Raw genomic sequence first — 15,838 nt, 5'->3', positions numbered from 1 at the left:
AGCTCCTTGTGCTCAGAAGTCGTAACGGGCGGTGGCACCGAAAGTGCGCGGGGTGCCGAGCACGCCGGCATAGCCACCGTTGGCGGAGTTCCACAGGCTGGTGAAGTAGGTCTTGTCGCCGGCGTTCTTCACCCACAGCGACAGGTCGACCACGCCGTCGCCCTGGTCCAGGCGCACACCGGCGGAAAGGTTGACCAGCGCGTAGCTGGGGATCTGGCCGAAATCGGAGTCGTCGATGGTGCCCACCGCCTTCGACCGGAAGGCGTAGCTGGCGGTGACGTAGGGTTCGATGTGCTCGCTGGCCTGCCATTTGTACTGGGTGTTCAGGTTGGCGATGTACTTGGAGGCGCCGACCACCTGGTGGCCGGACAGGTCGCAGGTGGCAGTGGCATTGGCCAGGCTCACTTCAGGCGGGCATGGGGCGTCCTTGTAGTCTGTGTAGCGCACGTCGTTCCACGAGCCGTTGAAGTTGACCGTGAGGCCGCGCACCGGCAACGCCGTGGCTTCGAACTCCAGGCCACGCGAGCGCACGCTGCCGGCGTTGGCCAGGTACTGCACGCGGTTGATCTGGTCGTAGACGTTGGCCTGGTAGCCATGCACTTCGGCCCAGAACAGGTTGGTATTGAGTTGCAGGCGGTCATCGAACAGCGAGCTTTTCAAGCCGACTTCGGCGTTGTTGACCCGCTCGGTGCCGACCAGCAGCGAGTCGGTGCCCAGCCGTGGCGCAGCGCCAACGGTAAGGTTGATGCCGCCAGACTTCTCGCCGTGGGTCAGGGTGGCGTAACCCAGCAACTGCTCGTTGAAGCGATAGCTCAGGCCCAGCAGGCCAGAGGGGCTGAAACTGTACTGGTTGAGATCGCCTGAGTCGTACGCCCCTACCCGGGCCTGACGCGCTGCTGCGGCTGCCCCGGTTACTGCCGCACCTCCGGTTGGTGCATCGCGGGTCACCCAGGCGCTCTTTTCTTCATAGGTGCCGCGAATACCGGCGGTGAAATCCAGGCGGTCGGTGATGTGCCAGGTGCCCTGGGCGAACAGCGCATAGCTGTCCGTGTCGATGTGCCCGTTGCCAACGGTGTCGACGTTGGCCAGGGCGCCGGCCGGGGTGAGGTTCCAGATATCCGCCTGCGGCCCGTAGTAGGTGAAGGATTTGTTGTCCAGGTCCTGCTTGAAGTAGTAGGCGCCCAGCACGTAGTCGAAAGCACCACCGGTGGGCGAAGCCAGGCGGATTTCCTGCGAGTACTGCTTGTCGCGCACCGATACCCCGGCGCTGTAGAACACCGGTACGTTGAGGCCGTCGTCGTTGCGCGGGGTGAAGTCCCACCAGCGGTAGGCGGTAATCGAGGTCAGGGTGAAGTCGTTGGGCAGGGTCCAGTTGGCCTCCACCGAGGTACCGCCCTGGAACACCGTCACCTGCTGGTCGGCGTCGAAGTTGACCTTGCGGTGCTTGCCCGACACCAACGTTGCGCCGGCCTGGGCGGCCAGGCTTTCGTAGCGGTTGACGCCATTGATGGTCGGGCCGGTGCTGTACAGGCTGAGGATGCCGTTGTCGGAGTCTTCTTCGTTGTATTCGCCGATCCAGCGCAGGTTGAAGGTTTCGCTCGGTTTGAACAGCAGTTGGGTACGAAAGCCTTGGCGCTTGCCGCCGTTCAGGTCGTCACCGTTGTGGATGTTCTTCACATAACCGTCGTCTTCGGTGCGATAGGCGCTGATGCGACCGGCCAGTGTGTCGCTGATCGGCCCCGAGAAGCTGCCTTGGGTTTGCAGGTAGCCGTCTTCACCGATCGACTGCTGGATGCTGCCCTCGCGGTGGAAGGTGGGCTTGCGCGTGGTGATGTTGAGCACACCGGCGGTGGTGTTCTTGCCGAACAGCGTGCCTTGAGGGCCGCGCAGCACCTCCAGCTGCTCCACATCCAGCAGGTCGAAAACCGCCATGCCGGGGCGGCCGAGGTAAACGTTGTCCAGGTAGATGCCGACGCTGCCTTCCAGGCCATCACTGGCGGGGTTGTTGCCCAGGCCACGGATCGAAATGCTCGACTGGCGGGCGTGAACGTAGGCGACGTTGGTGCTAGGCACCAGTTGCTGCAGGTCCTGCACGCGGTAGATGCGTTGGCTTTCCAAGGTTTCGCTATCGAGCACGCTGATCGGCGTGGGCACGCTTTGCGCGGTTTCTTCGCGGCGGCGGGCATTGACCGTGACGGTGCCGAGCTTGGCTTCCTGCTCCACCGCAGGGGTAGCACTGACTGGCTCTTCGGCGAAGCTGGCAGAGGACGCCGCCAGCAGCACGCCGGCAGCCAAGGGTTGCAAGGTGAAACGCGACGCGCGCGCAGGCCAACGGGAAACTCCGGACATGCAAATGCTCCTTGAGGCATGGGCCCTGGCGAGCATTTCCGTTGGCGGAACCGAATCGCGGTCAGTCGGGCTTATATTCTTTTAGGCGATATAAATATTTGTAATTCATATTTTGTGGAATAAGTGACTCCCTTTATAAGGGGGCTAACCCTTGTCAGCAATTGCATTCGACCGAAAGTTTCAATGTAAAAAATGCATATCGATCTCCGTCAGCTGCGCCACTACATTGCCCTTGTCGAGCACCGCAGCTTCGTTGCTGCGGCGGCTGCGGTGAACCTGTCGCAATCAGCGTTCAGCCGCAGCATCCAGACCCTCGAGCACAACATTGGCTGCCGCCTGGTGGACCGCGCCAGCAAGGAGCTGGCGCCGACTCGCCAGGGCCTGCTGGTGCTGGAGCATTCGCGGCGGCTGGTGCATGGGGCGCACAACCTGGTCAACGAGATACACCAGTTCAACGGTGCCACCACCGGCGTGGTGCGCTTCGGTTCCGGGCCGGCGCCGGCCGGGGGGCTGGTACCGCGGGCGGTGGCACGCTTCGTCGCCGAATACCCCGCGGCGCGTACCTGCTTCCAGGTGGATAACTGGCAGGCGCTGAACCGCAAGCTGGTTGCCGAGGAGATCGAGTTCTTCGTCGCAGACACCCGTCAGTTCGAGTCCGACCCGGACTACCAGGTGCACAAGCTGGCGCCGCAGCGCTGGCATTTCTGCTGCCGCGTCGGGCACCCGTTGACCGAGCGCGAGAGCGTGCGGGCGCGTGATCTGTTCGACTACCCCCTGGCCACTACCTTCCGCCCGCCGAACATTCGCAAGATCCTCAGCGACCTCAGCGGGCGGCAGGATTTTCTGCCGACGGTGGAGTGCGAGCATGGCTATGCACTGCTGAATGTGGTGATGCATTCGGACACCATCGGCATTGCCTGCAATGCCAACTTGGGGCCGTATCAGCGTGACGGGGGATTGGTGGCATTGCAGCTGGCCGACCTGACGGTGGAGCAGGAAGAAGCGTTCTATACCCGTTATGGGGTGGTGAGCCGGGTGGGGTATGGGCTTTCGCCGTTGGCTCAGGGGTTGGTCAGGCAGTTGATTGCCTGCGATACCGAGGTGTAGCTGGCGGGGGCTTTGCCCCCGTTTCGCGACACAAGGCCGCTCCTACAAGGGTATGCGATCGCCTGTAGGAGCGGCCTTGTGTCGCGAAAGGGCCGCAAAGCGGCCCCAGCGATATCAGCCTTTACGCGTGGTGCGGCTCAACTGGCCATCCACCCCGACCGGCACTTCACCCGCCAGGGTCACCCGCCGCACCACCCGCGGCTGGGTCCCGTAATCATCCACCGCATAATGCTGCGTCGCGCGGTTATCCCAGATCGCCACGTCCCCCGCCTGCCAGCGCCAGCGAACGGTGTTCTCCAGACGCGTCACATGCCCTTGCAGCACCGCGAACAGGTGTTGTGAATCAGCCAGCGAATAACCTTTGATGCGCTTCACGAAATGCCCCAGCTGCAGTACCCGCTCGCCGCTGATCGGGTGCACGCGCACCACCGGGTGCTCGGTTTCGTACACCGTTGAGGTGAACACTTTGCGATAGCGCTCCAGCTTGGCCGGGTCCACATCGGGCTTCACGCTGGCGTAGTCGTATTCGTTGCTGTGCACCGCCCAAAGTTTGTCCGCCAGCTCGCGCAGCGGCTCAGGCAGATCCTGGTAGGCCGCGGCGGTATTGGCCCACACGGTGTCGCCACCGGATGCCGGTGCCACTACGCTGCGCAGGATCGAGGCCTTGGGGTAGGCGTCGACGAAGGTCACGTCGGTGTGCCAGGAGTTGGCCCGCTGGCCTTCGGCGCCATCGAGCTGCAACAGGTAGCTGGTGCCATCCACCACCGGCACGGTGGGGTGGGCGACCGGCTCGCCGAGCAACTTGGCGAAGGCTTCCTGGCTTTGGTCATCCAGGTGGGTCTGGCCACGGAAGAAGATCACCTTGTGCTTCACCAGCGCGGCCTGAATGGCGTCGAGGGTGGCGGCATCAAGGTCGGCGGACAATTGCACCCCGCGAATTTCGGCGCCAATACGGCCGGCAACCGGGTGGATGTCGAGTTCGAGGGTTTGTGGCGCGGAGGCCAGGGCAGCGTTGCTCATGGTCGTGTCCTTGCGGTCATTGTCGGGTCTTTGGGATTCAGCGGGCGGCCTGCACGGCCTGACTCTGTTGCAGGGCGGCATCGAGGAAGCGTGGTTCGATCCAGTCGGCCACCTGGAAGCCACGGCGGATCAGGCGCTCCTTGGCGGCAAGGTCAACGCCCTGTTGCAGCTGGCCGACGAATTCGGCGTCCAGCCGTGGATCGAAGTAATGGGCCAGGTCTTCCGTGGCCAGGTCGTCGCTGAGGATGCTGCGCGGCCAGTTGGCATTGCTGGCCACCAGCTCGACGTAGGCCTCGCGGTTGTGTTCGTCACGCAGCCAGGCGCTGGCCTGTTGCTGGGTATTGACCAGGCGCTGCACCAGTTCGGGATATTTGCGGATGAAATCGCCAGTGCCCAGCAGCACTGCCTGGGTGCTGCCGGCACCTGCCAGGTCACGCGAGTTGACGGGTAGCTCGACCAGCCCGCGCTCGCGCAGCGACAGCAGGTTGGACAGGCCCCAGGTGGCGTCGATCTGCTTGGCGGCCAGTGCGGCATTGGCGGCGTTGAAGTCCAGGTTGATCACCTTCAGCTCGCGCTCGCTCAGCCCCTGGCTGGCCAGGGCGCTGGCGAACGACAGTTGGTTGGCGGTGCCACGGAACACCGCCACGCGCTTGCCCTTGAGGTCGTGCAGGGTCTTGATGCCGGAACCGGGCACCACGCCCAGGTAGCTCTTCACCCCACGTACGCCCGCCGACAGCACGCGGGTGTCCAGGCCGTTGGCCTTGCCGACGATGGCGGCCAGGTCGCCGAGGTAGGCGAAATCGGCCTGGCCGTTGGCCAACGCTTCGTTCACCACCGGCCCGGCGCCCTTGAAGAAATGCCAGTCGATGCGAATGCCGTCCTTGGCGAACTCCTTCTCCAGCAGTTGCTGGTCACGCAGCACGTCGACCACTCCACCGGCGCTGGGCTTGCTGCCCGCGCTGAGGTCGGGCACGGCGATGCGGATGCTTGCTGGCTTGGCCGGCTCAACTGCGTGGGCGCTGAGGGTGAAGGCCAGCCCGAGGGCGGTGATCAGGTGGCGCAGCGGGGTTTTCATGGCAAGGCTCCTTGGCAGGCTGCCACCGGCGATGGCCGGCGCTTTGGCCAGAAGCTAGGCAGGTCTGGTTAGAACCTACAAAGATCAAAACTTCATTCTTCAGTAACTGGAAGGCATAAATCAGGCGGCATGCGGGTCTGCGGCCGGCTTGCGGAAAATGCATGGAAAATATGAGGAAAACGCAACGGCGAGGGGCTTCCGTATGCATGAAGCGCATGTTCTTATCTCTTGAAAGTCATTTTTAAGAATTTTTAATTCCATAAATGAATAATCTAACAACGCTTCGAGAGATGGCCGATGAATGGAATTCTGAGCAGAAGTCGTGGATGGCTCCGAGGGTCGCTACGCGACCCTTTCGCGACGCAAGGCCGCTCCCAAAAGAATCGCGCCCGCTTGTTGCCCTGGGTCTTGCCTGTGCTGGTTGCGCTGCTGTGGGTAGTGGCCAGCCGGGAGCACTGGATGAGCGAGCAGATTCTGCCGGCGCCAGCATTGGTATGGCAGAGCGCGGTGGAGTTTGGTTCCGGCGAGCTGTGGGGGCACCTGTGGATAAGCTTGCAGCGGTTGTTCTGGGGGCTGGCGGTCGGCATCGGCAGCGGGTTGCTGCTGGGGGTCTGGCTGGGTGCTTCGCGGCGGGCGCAGACGTTGGTGCTGCCGACCTTCGTCGCGCTGGCACAGATTCCTACCCTGGCCTGGATCCCGTTGTTCATGCTGTTCTTCGGGATCGGCGAGTTGCTCAAGCTGGTGGTGCTGGTGAAAGCCGTGGTGGTCCCCGTTACCTTGCACACGCTGGTCGGTGTACGGGATGCCCAGCCCAAGCTGCGAGAGGCCGCTGCGGTGCTGCGCCTGCCTCGCCATCTATTGTTCCTGCGCCTGCTGCTGCCGGCTGCCCTGCCCGCCTTCCTCACCGGCGTACGCCTGGCCCTGGCCACCGGCTGGACCTCGCTGCTGGCAGTCGAACTGCTGGCCTCCAGCGAAGGGATTGGCTACTTGATGGTGTGGGGACGGCAGCTGTTCATGCTCGACCTGGTGTTGCTGTGCATCCTGGTGATCGGCCTGGTCGGCGCACTGCTGGAGCACGGCTTCTCGGCTCTGGAAAAGCGCCTGCTGTACTGGCCGCAAGCGGCCACAGGGGAGCAGCACCGTGGCCCCGTGCCGCGGGGTTGGCAAAGCCTGCTGCTGCCACTGGCACTGCTGGCCCTGTGGCAGGCCAGCAGCAGCTTTGGCTGGGTCGACAGCAACATCCTGACCTCGCCACTAGAAGTGTTGCGCACTCTGCTGACCGGCCTGGCCGACGGTTCGCTGCCGCAAGCCTTGCTGCTGAGCCTGCAGCGCGCCCTGGCCGGCTTGCTGCTGGGCGGTAGCGCTGGCCTGCTGGTCGGTTTGCTGTTGGGGCTTTCGGCCAATGCCGAACGTATCTTCGGGCCCAGCCTGTCGGCATTGCGTCAGGTGGCGCTGTTTGCCTGGGTGCCGCTGCTCACAGCCTGGTTCGGCCTGGGTGAAGGGGCAAAGCAGGTATTCGTCGGCATGGCTGCGTTCTTCCCGTTGCTGATCGCCACCCAGCGCGGTATCGCCAGCCTCTCGCCCCAGCTGGGTGAAGCCGCGCGCACCCTGCGCCTGAACCTGTGGCAACGCCTGCGCCTGCTGGTGCTGCCCGGCGCAGCCCCGGCCATTTTTGCCGGCCTGCGCCTGTCGCTGATCTACGCCTGGCTGGGCACCATCGGTGCCGAATACTTCATGCCCTCGGATGGTGGCATCGCCAGCCTGATGATCGGCGCCCAGCAATTGTTCCGCATGGACCAGGTAATGGCCGCCATGCTGCTGATCGGCCTGGTCGGCGCCCTGCTCGGCACCCTTGGACAACGCCTCGAATCGCGCGCCACGCGCTGGAGAACCGCATGAACGCCTTCAATACCTCGCACCTGCACGCGGCCAACCAGCCCGACGTCACTCCGCCCCTGGTCAGCTTCGAGGGGGTCGGCAAAGTGTTCAGCGTCGATGGCCAGCCGCTGGAAGCCATCCGCAACTTCAACCTGTCGATCAACCAGGGTGAATTCATCGCCATCGTTGGTGCTTCCGGCTGTGGCAAATCCACCCTGCTGCGCCTGCTGGTAGGGCTGGATACCGACTACAGCGGCAACATCCGTGTGGACGGCCACACTGTCAACGGCATTGGTAGCGAACGCGGCATCGTGTTTCAGGAACACCGGCTGTTCCCCTGGCTGAGCGTGGAACAGAACATTGCCCTGGGCCTGGTCAACGAACCGCTCACCCAGGGTGAGCGCGCGCGGCGGGTACACGAATTCGTGCAACTGGTGGGGCTGGTCGGCTTCGAGTCGGCCTACCCACACCAGCTGTCCGGCGGCATGGCTCAGCGCGTGGCGATCGCCCGAGGCCTGGTAGCCAGCCCGCGTATCCTGCTGCTCGACGAACCGTTCGGCGCGCTGGATGCGCTGACCCGCCAGCAACTGCAGGACGAGCTGCTGGCCATTCGCGAACGTGCCGGCATCACCACGCTGCTGGTCACCCATGACGCTGAAGAGGCCACCTACCTGGCCGACCGGGTGGTGGTTCTGGAGCCGCGCCCGGGGCGGATCAAGTCGGTGGTGGAGATCGACCTGCCCCACCCACGCTTGCGTACGGGCGTTGCACTTCACCAGCTGCGGGAGAAGGTGCTGCACCAGATTACCGGGGATGGCGGCTACCTGGCGCCGCCGGTGCGAAGGGTCGAAGGGCTCAGGCCGGAGCTGATTGCGCTTTGAGCCTGTGACAGCGGGCATGCCCGTACTCATAGAACTGCAAATAACTCATTGAATTAGCCGGGACCGTGTGGGAGCGGCTTTAGCCGCGAACACCGGCGCAGCCGGTGCCATGCACCGCGTTGGATTCTTCGCGGCTAAAGCTGCTCCCACAGGGTACGCGGACCGCTTGCGAATTCAGGACTGGGCAATCAGGTCATGCAGGTAAGCCCAGGGGTAGATACCCCGCTCATGCCCATCGCTGAACACCAGCTGCACGCCATACCCTTGCGGCTCGATCTGCACCACGCGCACATCATCGCGAACCAGGCTGATGCCCCCCTGCAACCGTGCCGCTCGGCATTGCGAACAGGGGCAGGCACCGCGCAGGCGGGCATGGCTGAGGCTGTGTTCGCCGTCTTGCCATTGCAGCACCAGTTGCCCTGGCCCGCGCATGTTGCGAATAGCTTGCGGGGCGTTCATCAGGAGGCCCCGCGCAGTTGCGCCATGGCGATCCGCACAGCCTTGCGCACCTCGGGGTCGCTATCGGTCTCGGCGGCCTGCAGCACCGGCAAGGCACGCGCCTGGCCCAGCTCACCCAGGGCCAGAGCCGCCTCCTTGCGCAGGTTGGCAATGCCGTGGCCAAGCAACTCGCCAAGCGCGTCCAGGGCCGCAGCATGACGCAGCCGCCCCAGGGACCGCGCCGCACGCAGACGTACTTGCCAGAAGTCATCGGCAAGAGCATTTACCAGAGCCGGTCCTGCTGGGGCCAGGCCCACCTTGCCTAGCGTGGTGGCGGCTTCTTCGCGCACTTGCCAGGCCTTGTCAGCCAATGCAGCCACCAATGCTGGCACCACCGCGCTGTCGCGGGCGAGGCCCAGCGCACCAATGGCCGCGCGGCGCACCTCGGTGTCCGGCTCGTCTGCGGCAAGCTTTGCCAATGCTGGCAACGCCGGCTGGTGCTTGAGCCAGCCAAGAATACCCACGGCCTCACGCCGGACCGCGGCGTCGCCATCGGCCAGGGCCAGAAGTGCGGGCTCTGCAGCATCTTCCAGGCGCAACTCGCGCAAGGCACGCAGGGCGCTGGCACGGACGAAGGCATCGGCATGCTTGACCCATGGCAGGATCAGCTGACCGGTTTCAAGGCTCTTGAGTTCGCTGAGGCTCTGCGCGGCAGCCAGCCGTACCGGCTCGGCAGCATCGGCCAGCGCAGCGCACAGGGCCTGCACGACTTCGGGTTCTTCCCAGGCCTCGAGCAGGCGCGCGGCCTCGGCTCGCACCTCGTCGGCGGCATCCACCAGCAGTGCATCGGTGAGCCATGGCAAGCCATCCGGGTCTTCCAGGTCGGCCAGTTCGATCAGGGCGATGCGGCGCACGCCTGCATCAGCGGCACCAAGGCGAGGCAGAAGAGCAAGGATGTCGGGGTTGTCAGTCGTTCGTTCAGTCATAGTGCGATCCGTAGCGGTGGGTGCTCAGTGTCCGGCAGGCCCAGCGGGGTCAGGCGCGGAAGTTCGCGGCCTTCCTCGTGACGGAGCAAGGCCAGACAGTGACGCTTGAGGTGAGTGAATTCAGGGCTGGTCAGCAGGCTGGCGCGGCGTGGGCGCGGAAATTTCAGGTGCAGGTCTTCGATAAAGCGGCCAGGTCGCGGGCTCATCACCAGGATACGGTCGGCCAGGAACAGCGCCTCGTCGATATCGTGGGTGACGAACACCACGGTGGTGCGGATGCTTGCCCAGATATCCAGCAACAGCTCCTGCATGCGTGCACGGGTTTGCGCATCCAGGGCACCGAAGGGTTCGTCCATGAGCAAAAGGCGCGGGCGGTTGACCAGCACCCGGGCAATCTCGGCCCGTTGCTGCATACCGCCGGACAACTGACTGGGCCAGCGCCCGGCAAAGTCGGCCAGCCCCACCAGTTGCAGCATTTCACGAGCCTGCTGGCGACGTTCGGCGCGGCCCTGGCCTTGCATCTTCAGGCCGAAGGCCACGTTGTCGAGCACGCTACGCCAAGGCAGCAAGGTGTGGTGCTGAAACACCATGCCGCGCTGCGGTGACGGCCCGGAAACGGTCTGGCCATCCACGCTCAACTGGCCGCTGCTGGGCACCAGGTGCCCGGCCAAGGCGCCAAGCAACGTCGACTTGCCACAACCGGAGGGGCCAAGGATGCAGACGAATTCGCCAGGCTCTACGGCAAAATCCAGACGCTGCACAGCCTCGAATGTTTCGCTGCCGTGCCCCAGGCGTATCGACAGGCCACGCCCGTCGATACGCCCTGGCGCTGGTTGATAACTATTCATCAGCTGGCCCTCCGCGTGCGGTACCAAGGCGTGGCCAACTCCCCAAGTCGCTTGACCAGGGCGCTGCTGCCCATGCCCAGCACGCCGATCAGCAGCATGCCGACGATGATGTCCGGGTAGTTTTGCAAGGTGTACGACTCCCAGGTGTAGTAGCCGATACCGAACTGTCCGGAAATCATCTCGGCGGTGACCAGGCAGAACCATGAAGTCCCCATGCCGATGGCCAGGCCAGTGACGATGCTCGGCAACGCTCCAGGCAACACCACTTCGCGCAGGATCGACCAACGCTCTGCACCGAGGCTGCGCGCCGATGCTACCAGGCGCGGGTCGATGGCCTCGACGCCGTGGACGGTGTTCAGCAGGATCGGGAACAACGCACCAGTGAAGGTTATGAACACCATCGACAGTTCCGACGAGGGGAACATCAGGATCGCCAGCGGGATCCAGGCCACTGCCGGAATCGGCCGCAGCACTTCGAGTGGCGGCAGCAAGGTGTCCTCCGCCCATTTCGAGCGGCCGATCAACAACCCCAGGGCAACGCCAATCAGCGCTGCGGCGGCATAACCGGCAAACACCCGTGACAAGCTGCTGCCCAGGTGCGCCAGCAGGGTGCTGGATGTCAGCAGCTGCCAAGCAGCTTCCAGCACCGCCTTCGGTGTGGGGACATAGGTGAACGTCAGCAGCCCGAGGTCCAGCTTCATGCTCGCCGCGACCTGCCAGAACAGCAGGCAGGCCACCAGCGAAGCGAGGCGCACCGGCCAGCGCTTGAGGTTGCAGGTCATGTCGGTGCCTCCCGGTCAGCGCTGAGCGACAAGCTTCTGGTTGGCGCTGACGAAGTCCAGCGCTTCACCGCCATGGGCCTTGGCATACTGCTCGGCTTGGTCCTTGAGCAGGAACGCCGCCAGCTCACCCTTTGCGTTGCGCACGAACCAGGCCTGGTTGGCCAGCAACTTGATTCCGCTGTCGGCGGCCTGGGCGTAGATGGCGCGGATGTCCCTGCCCTCCTGCTCCAGTTGGGCCAAGGCGCCAAGCGCGGCCTCCGGCGAAGCGTAGTGGCGGACCTTGCCTTCACCGCGCACCCAGATCTGTGCCAGGCGGCTGAAGTCGGTGATCGGTTTGCCTGTCAGCGCGTCATTGGCCTTGAGTGGCTGCGGATCGTAGTCTTTCAGCGCCTTGTCGTAGTCCAGGCCAGCCTCCTTGAAGGCCGCACGGATGTATTGGTCGTCGATGAACTTGTCGGTGTCGAGGCCACGGTCGGTCTTTTTGAGCAGCTTGAGCGTATCGATGGAGGTTGCGACTGCCTGACGGTATTCAGGCTTCCAGGTCAGGTCGCGGGTCTGCAGGCCGAGCGGGCCGTGGAACAGGTAATTGACCTCGGCTTCGATGCCGGTGACTTTCTCGATCAACTCGCTGTACTTCTCAGGTTCCGCAGCGATCAGCCGATCGGCTTCGAGGCTGGCGCGCAGGTAGGCGGTGACCACTTCGGGGTATTTCTTCGCATAATCGGCATCGACCAAAGCGCCATGGAAGGTCGGTGCGTTGGCCTGGGCGCCGTCATAGATCTTGCGGGCGAAGCCGCGGTTGGGGAACAGTTCGGCGAACGGCACAAAGTCGGCATGGGCCTCGATGCGGTTGCTACGCAGGGCGGAACCGGCGATTTCCGGCGCCTGGGCGATGATTCGCACATCCTTCTGCGGGTCCCAGCCTTGGGCTGCTACGGCACGCAGCAGCATTCCGTGGGCGGTGGAGGCGAATGGCACGGAAATGGTCTTGCCCTTGAGTTCAGTCAACGACTGCACGCTGGATGCTGCGGGTACGACGATGCCATTGCCGCTGCCGTGCACGCTGCCCGACAGCACGCTTACGAACAGGCTGCGCTTGCCGGCGTCCAGGTGAGCAACGCCGTTGAACGACCCGGGGAAGTCGGCCATTGCCCCGAAGTCGAGTTTCCCAGCGACCATTTCATTGGTCAGTGGCGCACCGCTGGTGAAGTTCTTCCACTCCACCTGATACTTGGCATCCTTGTATTTGCCGTCATGCGGCAGGTACTTCTCCAGCAGGCCAAGCTCGCGTATCAGCAGGCCACCAGTGGCGCAGTTGATGGTGGTGTCCTGTGTGCCAATGGCGATGCGGATGGTTTCGGCGCTGGCATTCAGGCCAGTGAGCGCCAGCGCGAGGCCGGCCACGGTTGCAACAAGGCGCATGGGTGTTTCCCCTCGAGTCGTTATAAGAGTTGGATCGTCTCCGCCGCCCGGCTTGGGTGGTGGGAAACGAGGGGCACAGCGGGAGGGCGTCCGGTGGTGCGCCGGATGGCAGGATGAATCAGCGCAGCAGGTACGGGATGTCGACTTTCACCGCCCCCGTGGGGCAGTCCTTTTCGCAGGGCATGCAGTACCAGCATTCGTCGAAGGCCATGTAGGCCTTCTGCGTGGCCGGGTTGATCGCCAGCAGGTCCATGGGGCAAACCTCCACGCAGACGGTGCAGCCTTTATCTGCGATGCACTTGTCTTCGTCGATGGTGACCGGGGCGCTGCTGCGAAAGAAGATTTCTTGCGGCTGGTAGGCCATTTCACGGAGTCCTCGGGGCCTGCGGCCCACGTTCTTCAAAGTGTTCACAGGACACAGGGTCGCCTAGGCTGCGTCGGCCTTTACCCGCAGCTGGTCGTAGGCGGTCTGCTCTTCTGCATCCAAAGCAATCAGGTAAGGCTCGACCGCTTTCTTGAAGCTGGTCATTTCACCGTTCTCGCCTTTTTTCAAATGGCAATGGCAGAACCACTCGCCATCGTTGCGCTCGGGGAAGTCCACTCGATGGTGGTACAGCCCCCAGCGGCTTTCCTCGCGGAACAGCGAGGCCCGCGCCGCCATCTCGGCGCAATCGCGAATCACCGAAACTTCCATCGCACGCATCAGTTCATGAGGGTTGCTGGCCTTCATCTGGTCCAGGTCACGTTCGATCTCGGCAAAGCGCTCAAGGCCGATTTCCATCTTCCTGGTCACCTTGGGCGGCTGCAGGTAATCGTTGACCATGCGCCTGAGCTTGTACTCGACCTGCGCCGGCGGCAGGCCATGCTGACGCTGCAGCGGGGCAAACACCCGCGCGCGCTCGCGCTCGACCTGTTCGGCATCGACCTCGGCGAATTCACGCCCGATCACGTAATGGGCAGCGTTCACACCGGCGAACCAGCCATAGGTGAAGGCCCCGAGCATGTAGTTGTGCGGCACCGCTGCCATATCGCCCGCGGCATACAGCCCTTTGACGCTGGTCTCGGCCTTTTCATTGACCCACACCCCCGACGCCGAATGCCCCGAGCAGAAACCGATCTCCGAGATATGCATCTCGACCATGTGCTGGCGATAATCGGTACCACGCCCGGCGTGGAACTGGCCACGACTGGGGCGCTCGTTGCTGTGCAAGATCTCTTCGATGTTCTGGATGGTTTCCTCGGCCAGGTGATCGAGCTTGAGGAACACCGGGCCATTGCCGCCTTCGAGCTCCTGGTGGAATTCCCACATCATCTGGCCGCTCCAGTAGTCGCACTCGATAAAGCGCTCACCCTTGCTGTTGGCGGTATACCCACCCAGTGGGCCGGTGACGTAGGCACAGGCCGGACCGTTGTAGTCCTTGATCAGCGGGTTGATCTGGAAGCACTCGAGGTTGGCCAGTTCGGCACCTGCATGGTAGGCCATGGCGTAGCCATCACCGGCGTTTGTCGGGTTCTCGTAGGTGCCCATCAAATAACCCGACGACGGCAAGCCCAGGCGCCCGGCCGCACCGCAGGCAAGGATCACCGCCTTGGCCCGCACCACCCGAAACTCTCCGCTACGGCAATCGAAACCCAGCACGCCAGCGGCCGCGCCTTCACCATCGAGCAGCACACGGGTGCAGACCATACGGTTGCTGATTTCGACCCGGGCACGCTTGAGCTGACGGTACAGCACCTTCTTGATGTCGTGGCCTTCGGGCATGGGCAACACGTAGGCGCCCATGTGGTGAACCTTTTTCACCGCGTAGTCGCCGGTCTCGTCCTTCTCGAACTTCACCCCCCAGCGGTCGAGTTGCTCGATGGTTTCAAAGCTGTGGGTAGCGTAGGCATGCACCGTGGCCTGGTTGACGATGCCGTCATTGGCCACGGTGATTTCCTTGGTGTACTGCTCGGGGGTGGCGTGGCCTGGGATGATCGCGTTGTTCAGGCCATCCATGCCCATGCTGATGGCACCGCTGCGCTTGACGTTGGCTTTGTCCAGCAGCAGCACGCGCAGGTTTTTGTCCTGCTCCTTGGCCTTGATCGCCGCCATCGGCCCGGCGGTACCGCCACCGATAACGATGATGTCGTAATCCTGGGTCTGGATGCTCATGCCTTGCTCCCCTTCTGGCGGTCGATGCGCAGGCGGTACTGGAAAGCATCGCCGCGGTAGTAAAGGTGTTCGAAGTCCAGTGGTGTACCGTCGGCGGCATGGGTCAGGCGCTCGATGCGCATGATCGGCGAGCCTTCTTCAACATCCAGGGCCTGGGTCAGGTCGCTGTCAGCCAGCACGGCATCGATGGCCAGGTCGGCGTGGCCGAGGGCAATGCCGCAGTCGTTTTCCAGAAGCAGGAAAATATCGCGGGTGACAAGGTCGGCCTTTTCCAGTTTTTCGCCGACGGCCTTGGGCAACCAGGTCAGCTCCAGCGACACCGGCTCGCGGTTGATCAGCCGCACCCGGCGGATCTCGGTGACCAGGCTGCCCTCCTCGACCTGCAGCCGCGCGGCTACCAATGCATTGGCTGGCACATGGCGGAAGCTGCGCAGGCGGTTGATCACCTCGTATCCCATTTGCGTCATCGACTCGCCCAACCCCTGCAGGGTGCTGACATTCTGGAATGCCTTGGGCTTGGCGACGAAGGTGCCCTTGCCGTGGATCTTGAAAATCAGCCCTTCCTTCTGCAGATCGCCCAGCGCCTGGCGCACGGTGATGCGGCTGACGTCGAAAGCCTTGCCCAGTTCGCTTTCCGAGGGCATGCGGCTATGCGATGGATAAGTGCCGTCGAGGATGCGCTCGCGCAGCAATTCCTTGAGCTGGGTGTAAAGCGGTACCGGGGACAGGGGGAGCAGTTCGGCCATAGGTCTCTTCGCTGATCGATTTACTTGTTATAACAAGTTGTGACCAGAGAATAGAGGGCATAATAACTTCCGTGGAAATATCGATATCGCATATGGATAGATGCGTTTGTGATTGCTGCTGTCGGCAGCTCTCGGCGAAAGGTAAAAACGGCTA

14 protein-coding genes are annotated in these 15,838 nt (G+C 63.4%); 3 read left to right on the top strand and 11 right to left on the bottom strand.

Translation table 11 applies throughout. The features are described from left to right. Positions 1-12: 12 nt before the first annotated feature. The gene (locus CAF92_RS06915) at positions 13-2,385 is read right to left on the bottom strand and encodes a TonB-dependent receptor (RefSeq protein WP_371916237.1); all 2,373 of its coding nucleotides are present in this window, start codon (positions 2,383-2,385) and stop codon (positions 13-15) included. Between the two features lie 156 nt (positions 2,386-2,541). Between CAF92_RS06915 and CAF92_RS06910 the strand changes: the two genes are divergently transcribed. Then, positions 2,542-3,456 (top strand): LysR family transcriptional regulator, encoded by a 915-nt coding sequence (locus CAF92_RS06910; protein ID WP_085599927.1) that lies wholly within the window; start codon positions 2,542-2,544, stop codon positions 3,454-3,456. 114 nt (positions 3,457-3,570) lie between these two features. On the opposite strand, the gene CAF92_RS06905 is transcribed toward CAF92_RS06910, so the two are convergent. After that, the gene (locus CAF92_RS06905) at positions 3,571-4,476 is read right to left on the bottom strand and encodes a TauD/TfdA family dioxygenase (protein ID WP_085599925.1); all 906 of its coding nucleotides are present in this window, start codon (positions 4,474-4,476) and stop codon (positions 3,571-3,573) included. A 37-nt stretch (positions 4,477-4,513) separates the two neighbouring features. Beyond that, complete coding sequence (locus CAF92_RS06900; RefSeq protein ID WP_085599923.1) at positions 4,514-5,551, bottom strand: ABC transporter substrate-binding protein; 1,038 nt, start codon at positions 5,549-5,551, stop codon at positions 4,514-4,516. 297 nt (positions 5,552-5,848) lie between these two features. On the opposite strand from CAF92_RS06900, the gene CAF92_RS06895 reads away from it, so the two are divergent. Together CAF92_RS06895 and CAF92_RS06890 are read left to right on the top strand one after the other, a co-directional pair. Next, positions 5,849-7,450 carry an ABC transporter permease gene (locus CAF92_RS06895; protein WP_256573696.1) on the top strand — a complete coding sequence of 534 codons (1,602 nt, stop codon included), beginning with the start codon at positions 5,849-5,851 and terminating at the stop codon, positions 7,448-7,450. Continuing rightward, positions 7,447-8,310, top strand: a complete 864-nt coding sequence (locus CAF92_RS06890; protein ID WP_085599921.1) for an ABC transporter ATP-binding protein — start codon at positions 7,447-7,449, stop codon at positions 8,308-8,310. The genes CAF92_RS06895 and CAF92_RS06890 overlap by 4 nt, the downstream gene beginning before the upstream one ends. 174 nt (positions 8,311-8,484) lie before the next feature. Here CAF92_RS06890 and CAF92_RS06885 read toward each other — a convergent pair whose 3' ends face one another. The 8 genes from CAF92_RS06885 to CAF92_RS06850 form a co-directional block, all read right to left on the bottom strand. Beyond that, a complete protein-coding gene (locus CAF92_RS06885) occupies positions 8,485-8,769 on the bottom strand; it encodes a gamma-butyrobetaine hydroxylase-like domain-containing protein (protein ID WP_085599919.1) in 285 nt (94 codons plus the stop codon). Continuing rightward, the gene (locus CAF92_RS06880; RefSeq protein ID WP_046616392.1) at positions 8,769-9,734 is read right to left on the bottom strand and encodes a HEAT repeat domain-containing protein; all 966 of its coding nucleotides are present in this window, start codon (positions 9,732-9,734) and stop codon (positions 8,769-8,771) included. The genes CAF92_RS06885 and CAF92_RS06880 overlap by 1 nt, the downstream gene beginning before the upstream one ends. Further along, a complete protein-coding gene (locus CAF92_RS06875) occupies positions 9,731-10,582 on the bottom strand; it encodes an ABC transporter ATP-binding protein (protein WP_085599917.1) in 852 nt (283 codons plus the stop codon). Before CAF92_RS06875 ends, CAF92_RS06880 begins: the two co-directional genes overlap by 4 nt. After that, positions 10,582-11,364: an ABC transporter permease gene (locus CAF92_RS06870; protein ID WP_085599915.1), complete on the bottom strand. Its 783-nt coding sequence runs from the start codon at positions 11,362-11,364 to the stop codon at positions 10,582-10,584. Before CAF92_RS06870 ends, CAF92_RS06875 begins: the two co-directional genes overlap by 1 nt. A gap of 15 nt (positions 11,365-11,379) precedes the next feature. Then, complete coding sequence (locus CAF92_RS06865; protein ID WP_085599913.1) at positions 11,380-12,786, bottom strand: ABC transporter substrate-binding protein; 1,407 nt, start codon at positions 12,784-12,786, stop codon at positions 11,380-11,382. Positions 12,787-12,904: 118 nt separating this feature from the next. Next, positions 12,905-13,150 (bottom strand): ferredoxin family protein, encoded by a 246-nt coding sequence (locus CAF92_RS06860; RefSeq protein WP_046616397.1) that lies wholly within the window; start codon positions 13,148-13,150, stop codon positions 12,905-12,907. Positions 13,151-13,213: 63 nt separating this feature from the next. Continuing rightward, positions 13,214-14,938, bottom strand: coding sequence for a fumarate reductase/succinate dehydrogenase flavoprotein subunit (locus CAF92_RS06855; protein ID WP_085599911.1), 1,725 nt, complete (start codon positions 14,936-14,938; stop codon positions 13,214-13,216). Beyond that, on the bottom strand, positions 14,935-15,684 hold the full coding sequence (locus CAF92_RS06850; protein WP_015268562.1) for a GntR family transcriptional regulator: 750 nt from the start codon (positions 15,682-15,684) through the stop codon (positions 14,935-14,937). Before CAF92_RS06850 ends, CAF92_RS06855 begins: the two co-directional genes overlap by 4 nt. Between the last annotated feature and the right edge of the window lie 154 nt (positions 15,685-15,838).

Origin of the sequence: Pseudomonas sp. B10(2017), from assembly GCF_002113295.1 — a bacterium.
GTDB classification, from domain to species: domain Bacteria; phylum Pseudomonadota; class Gammaproteobacteria; order Pseudomonadales; family Pseudomonadaceae; genus Aquipseudomonas; species Aquipseudomonas pudica.
This window is presented reverse-complemented; position numbering and strand designations above follow the sequence as displayed.

What these genes read in the sequence shown, in the direction of transcription:
- CAF92_RS06915 (WP_371916237.1), bottom strand. Translation starts at nt 2,385, where the DNA reads ATGCTCGCCAGGGCCCATGCCTCAAGGAGCATTTGCATGTCCGGAGTT.
- CAF92_RS06910 (WP_085599927.1), top strand. Translation starts at nt 2,542, where the DNA reads ATGCATATCGATCTCCGTCAGCTGCGCCACTACATTGCCCTTGTCGAG.
- CAF92_RS06905 (WP_085599925.1), bottom strand. Translation starts at nt 4,476, where the DNA reads ATGAGCAACGCTGCCCTGGCCTCCGCGCCACAAACCCTCGAACTCGAC.
- CAF92_RS06900 (WP_085599923.1), bottom strand. Translation starts at nt 5,551, where the DNA reads ATGAAAACCCCGCTGCGCCACCTGATCACCGCCCTCGGGCTGGCCTTC.
- CAF92_RS06895 (WP_256573696.1), top strand. Translation starts at nt 5,849, where the DNA reads ATGAATGGAATTCTGAGCAGAAGTCGTGGATGGCTCCGAGGGTCGCTA.
- CAF92_RS06890 (WP_085599921.1), top strand. Translation starts at nt 7,447, where the DNA reads ATGAACGCCTTCAATACCTCGCACCTGCACGCGGCCAACCAGCCCGAC.
- CAF92_RS06885 (WP_085599919.1), bottom strand. Translation starts at nt 8,769, where the DNA reads ATGAACGCCCCGCAAGCTATTCGCAACATGCGCGGGCCAGGGCAACTG.
- CAF92_RS06880 (WP_046616392.1), bottom strand. Translation starts at nt 9,734, where the DNA reads ATGACTGAACGAACGACTGACAACCCCGACATCCTTGCTCTTCTGCCT.
- CAF92_RS06875 (WP_085599917.1), bottom strand. Translation starts at nt 10,582, where the DNA reads ATGAATAGTTATCAACCAGCGCCAGGGCGTATCGACGGGCGTGGCCTG.
- CAF92_RS06870 (WP_085599915.1), bottom strand. Translation starts at nt 11,364, where the DNA reads ATGACCTGCAACCTCAAGCGCTGGCCGGTGCGCCTCGCTTCGCTGGTG.
- CAF92_RS06865 (WP_085599913.1), bottom strand. Translation starts at nt 12,786, where the DNA reads ATGCGCCTTGTTGCAACCGTGGCCGGCCTCGCGCTGGCGCTCACTGGC.
- CAF92_RS06860 (WP_046616397.1), bottom strand. Translation starts at nt 13,150, where the DNA reads ATGGCCTACCAGCCGCAAGAAATCTTCTTTCGCAGCAGCGCCCCGGTC.
- CAF92_RS06855 (WP_085599911.1), bottom strand. Translation starts at nt 14,938, where the DNA reads ATGAGCATCCAGACCCAGGATTACGACATCATCGTTATCGGTGGCGGT.
- CAF92_RS06850 (WP_015268562.1), bottom strand. Translation starts at nt 15,684, where the DNA reads ATGGCCGAACTGCTCCCCCTGTCCCCGGTACCGCTTTACACCCAGCTC.